Origin of the sequence: Mycobacterium rhizamassiliense (assembly GCF_900157375.1) — a bacterium.
Taxonomy (GTDB): domain Bacteria; phylum Actinomycetota; class Actinomycetes; order Mycobacteriales; family Mycobacteriaceae; genus Mycobacterium; species Mycobacterium rhizamassiliense.
This window is the reverse complement of the sequence record NZ_LT721901.1, coordinates 4,927,835-4,932,529: the sequence shown is the minus strand read 5'-3', so window position 1 is coordinate 4,932,529 and position 4,695 is coordinate 4,927,835. Positions and strand designations below refer to the sequence as shown.

The window sequence follows — 4,695 nt, the reverse complement described above, 5'->3', positions numbered from 1 at the left end:
CCGGACGGAAAGCGCACTGCGTCGGTGCGCGCGGTCGCATACTGGACACCCATCGTTGGCGAGCCAGGAGACCTCCGCATGACGCAGCACCCGATCGGAATCGTCGGCTTCTCCCATGTCTGCATCGCGGTGTCCGACGCGGAGGCCTCGCTGCGGTTCTACCGTGACGTGCTCGGGCTCGACGTCTTCTTCGACATCGAATTGGAAGGGCCGCCAATGGAAGTCGTGACGGGCGAGGCCGGTGCACGTGGCCGGATGATCGGCGGAATGCTCGGCGGGACGGTCGTGGAACTGCTCGAGTTCACACACCGCGACTTCGCGCGGCGCCCCGAAAACACGCTCGGCTACACCAACATCTCGCTGAGCGTCAGCGACATCGACGCCGCCGTGGCCGCAATCACCGCCGCCGGACTACAGCCCGAACAGCAGCCCGTGGACATCGGCGGCGTGCGCATGTTCTTCATCCGCGACCCCGACGGCACGCCGATCGAATTCGTGTCCTACCCCAACGGAGAACGGACCTCGGCCCAGATGTGGGGCTACGGCAACTAGGGCGCGCGGGCCGTTGGTGGCCGAGGTGTGTCCCGCGTGTGACCTTGTCGCGATGGCGAGCAAGGACGCTGTCCATCATGACCGTGCTGCTGCTGGCGATGTGCGCGCTCGCGGCCGCGGCCTGTTTCGGCTACTGCGCCGGCCGGCGCGCGGCCTCGACACCGCCTACCTGGAAGCGGCGAACGAGCCGGGTCGCCCTGGGCAGGCTGGCGATCGGCCTGCTCGTCGCCGTGGCCGCGCGCCAGATCCGGCGCAGGTTCGCGTTCCAGCGGGTGCTCTCCGGCGTGCTGGATAGCCCGCAGTCGAGAACCGTTGCGCCGCTGCAGCTTTTGCGCGGCGGGGCCGTCGTGGTGCGGCGGGTGCGGTTGGCCGGACGGAGCTTGTGACGCCCTGGCGGTAACCGCCACGCGACGAATTGGCACGATACGACGCATGACTGCACTGCAAGGCAAGGTCGCGTTCGTAACCGGCGCGTCGTCGGGCCTGGGCGCCGAGACGGCCAGGCTGTTTTCCCGGCAGGGTGCAACGGTTTTCGGCATAGGCCGCGACACCGGGCGCCTGGCCGAGGTATTCGCCGACGTCGAGGGCGGCGCCTATGCCTCGGTCGACGTCGCGTCGCCGCAGGCATGCCGCGACGCGGTGCAGCGGTGCGTCGACGAGTTCGGCGGGCTGGACGTCCTGGTCAACGTCGCCGGCAAGCACCAGATGCGCCGCACGGAATCGCTGACCGACGACGAGTGGGCGGAGGACCTCGCGGTCAACCTGAACGGGCCGTTCTTCCTGTGCCGGGCCGCATTGCCGCATCTGTTGGAACGCGGCGGCAACATCGTCAACGTCGGCTCGATCGCCGGCGTCGAAGGCCAGGCGTACTCGGCGGGCTACTGCGCCGCCAAGCACGGACTCGTCGGGCTTACCCGCGCCATGGCGGTCGAATACACCGCGGATCGGCTGCGGGTCAATGCGGTGTGCCCGGGCGGCATGCTGACACCGCAAATCGAACAGTTCAGCGCGCCGGAGAATCCGAACTTCGACCTCATCATGCGCACGGCCTCGCCGCGCGGAATGATGCAGCCCCTCGACGTCGCGAACGTCATCGCGTTCCTCGCCAGCGACGCCGCGGCGGTGATCCACGGCGCCGTTTATCGGGTCGACAATGGCAAAGGCGCGGGTTAGGCGGCGGTCGGGCATGCCGCAAACGCGCCCAATTGGCCACGCACCGAACGCGGACCACTACGTTGGATAACTATGGCCGACGACGATAGGTCCGCGTTCACCTCGCGGGGCCGCCAGGAGCCGGCGGGCGGAGTGCAGGAGCAACTCGACGACTCCGTGGCGGCCCGCGACGACATGGAACGGCTGGTGCGCGTCATCGTCGAGATCGGTTCCGATCTGGACCTGGACGTCACCCTGCGTCGAATCGTCAGCGGAGCGATGGAGCTGACCGGGGCCCGCTATGGGGCGCTCGGTATCCGCGCATCGGACGGCAGCCTGGTCTCTTTCATTCTCGTGGGAATCGACGACGACACCGCACGGCAGCTGGGCGATTTGCCCGTGGGTGCGGGCATCCGAATCGGCGATCTGAAGGCCCATCCCGAGGCCGGCGGGCTACACGCCCACGATCCGCCGCTGCGGGCGCTGCTTGGCATACCGATCACCGTGCGGGCGGCGGACTTCGGCAGTCTGTACCTGGCCGACGACCGGCCCGGCTGGGTATTCACCGACACCGAGGAAAGCGCCGTGCGCGCCCTGGCCACGGCGGCTGCGGCGGCCATCGACAACGCGCGGCTCTTCGAGCGGGAACGCGAGTCGACGAAATGGACGAGGGCCAGCCGCGAAATCACCACCGCGCTGTTGTCCGGCGACCCACAGACGGGGCCGCTGCAGCTCATCGTGAACCGGGCGCTGGAGTTGGCCGACGCCGAGCAGGCGATCCTGCTCGTTCCCAGCGAACCCGATCTGCCCCCCGAGCAGGTGGACGCGCTGGTCGTGGCCGCCACCGCGGGCCGGTACGCATCCGAGGTGATCGGCCGGCGGGTACCGATGGACGGCTCCACCACGGGCGGTGTCGCGCGCCGCGGCCTACCGCTGATCACCGATTCCTTCGAATATCCGATCGAGGGATTCACCGACGTCGGCGATCGACCGGCGATCGTCATGCCGCTGATCGCGCAGGACACGGTGCTGGGGGTGATTGCGGTCGCCCGTCATCCGCGGCAGCCGGCGTTCGGCGACGACTACCTCGACCTCGTGAGCGACTTCGCCCGCCACGCCGCGATCGCGCTGGCGCTGACGGCGGGCCGCGAACACGCGCTCAACCAGGAACTGGCCCAGGCGGACACCGTCGACGAGGCGGTCCGCGCCGCCGCCGAAGAATTGCGCAGGCAGTGGCGGGCGCGCCGGGTGCTGGCCGTCACCTTCCCGACGCACAGCTCCTCCACGGAGACGACGTCGAGCGCACCGGACCTGGTGGCGGTCGGCGACCCGGTGCGCTGGGCCGACATATCGGCCGAGACGCGACAGACGCTCAGCGCGATGCCCGACGGCGACCTGCTCACCCCGAACACGGGGACACAAGGGGTGGCGAGCATCGCGCTGCAGCACCCCGAGGGTGTGCTCGTCGTCTGGATCGACCTGGCGCCCGACCGGCCCTTCACGCTCGAGGACCAGACCCTGCTCACCGTGCTGGCCGGCCGCCTCGGCCAGGGGCTACAGCGGGTGCACCAGGTCGACCAGCAGCGCGAAACCGCGCTGGCCCTGCAGCACGCGATCCTCGGTCCCGCCGAGTTGCCGCACGGATTCGCCGTCCGCTATCAGGCCGCCACCCGCCCGCTGCAGGTCGGCGGGGACTGGTACGACGTCGTCGACCTCGACGACGGGCGCATCGCGATGATCGTCGGCGACTGCGTCGGTCACGGACTCGCCGCCGCCACGATCATGGGGCAGATGCGCAGTGCCTGCCGCGCGCTGTTGTTCGACAACCCCAGCCCTGCCGCCGCTTTGACGGGGATGGACCGCTTCGCCGCGCGGCTGCCCGGAGCCCAATGCACCACCGCCGTCTGCGCGGTGCTCAACCCGGAGACCGGCGAACTGGTCTATTCCAGCGCCGGGCACCCGCCGCCCATTCTCGTCCACTCCGACGGCACCACGGAGTTGCTCGACGATGGCCACACCATCGCGATGGGGATACGGCCCCTGCGGCCGCGCCCCGAGGCCCGGGTGACGATTCCGGCGCGCGCGACCCTGTTGTTCTACACCGACGGGCTGGTCGAACGCCGCCGCATTCCGCTGGACGACGGGATTTTGCGCGCCGCCGACCTCGTTCAGGAGGGCCTCGCCATCCCACTGGAAGACCTGGCCAACAGCATCATGGCCGGTCTCGCACCGAGCGACGGCTACCAGGACGACGTCGCACTTTTGCTCTATCGTCATCCCGCCCCGCTGGAGCTCACCTTCCCCGCCGACGTCGGCCAGCTCGCCCCTGCCCGCACCGCGCTGCGCAGGTGGTTGACGAGAGTCCGGATCGACCCGGACCAGTCGATGAACGTGCTTATCGCCGCAGGTGAGGCCGTGGCCAACGCGATCGAGCATGGTCACCGGCAGAGCCCGCAGGGAACGGTCAGCCTGGGCGCCACCGCACTTTTCGACGAGGTGCAGTTGACCATCACCGACACCGGCTCGTGGAAGACCCCGCAACCGGCGGAAAACCCCCACCGCGGCCGGGGCATCACGCTCATGCGGGGGCTCATGCACGAAGTCACAATCAATCCCGATACCGATGGAACTACGGTTCACCTATCCACGAGGATCACATGATGTCCACGTCGCTCACGCTCGACACCGTGCGCCGCACTGACGGGAAACTCGTTTTGATAGCGGCGGGGGAGATCGACCTCAGCAATATCGAGGCATTCGATCAGGCCCTGTCCACCGCCACGACCGAAGCCGTCACCAACAAACAGACGCTCACTGTCGACCTCAGCGGCGTGGAGTATCTCGACAGCGCGGCGATCAACGCGTTGTACACCCGCGCCGACCACATCGACCTCATCGCGCATCCCATCTTGATGCCGATTTTCGCCATCAGCGGTCTTTCCGAATTGGTCGCAGTCGAACGCGCACCGTCGTCGGACTAACCCGGTCTCG

At 68.6% G+C, this 4,695-nt stretch carries 5 protein-coding genes; all 5 read left to right on the top strand.

Annotated elements, in window-relative coordinates; all coding sequences use genetic code 11:
• Positions 1-78 precede the first annotated feature (78 nt).
• The 5 genes from MRAB57_RS23690 (at position 79) to MRAB57_RS23670 (ending at position 4,685) form a co-directional block, all read left to right on the top strand.
• Positions 79-552, top strand: coding sequence for a VOC family protein (locus tag MRAB57_RS23690; protein ID WP_077089501.1), 474 nt, complete (start codon positions 79-81; stop codon positions 550-552).
• A gap of 38 nt (positions 553-590) precedes the next feature.
• Positions 591-938, top strand: coding sequence for a hypothetical protein (locus tag MRAB57_RS23685; RefSeq protein ID WP_245835994.1), 348 nt, complete (start codon positions 591-593; stop codon positions 936-938).
• Positions 939-984: 46 nt separating this feature from the next.
• Positions 985-1,725 (top strand): SDR family NAD(P)-dependent oxidoreductase, encoded by a 741-nt coding sequence (locus tag MRAB57_RS23680; RefSeq protein ID WP_077089499.1) that lies wholly within the window; start codon positions 985-987, stop codon positions 1,723-1,725.
• Positions 1,726-1,797: 72 nt separating this feature from the next.
• The gene (locus tag MRAB57_RS23675; RefSeq protein ID WP_077089498.1) at positions 1,798-4,365 is read left to right on the top strand and encodes a SpoIIE family protein phosphatase; all 2,568 of its coding nucleotides are present in this window, start codon (positions 1,798-1,800) and stop codon (positions 4,363-4,365) included.
• A complete protein-coding gene (locus MRAB57_RS23670) occupies positions 4,365-4,685 on the top strand; it encodes an STAS domain-containing protein (protein ID WP_077090809.1) in 321 nt (106 codons plus the stop codon). Before MRAB57_RS23675 ends, MRAB57_RS23670 begins: the two co-directional genes overlap by 1 nt.
• Positions 4,686-4,695: the final 10 nt, after the last annotated feature.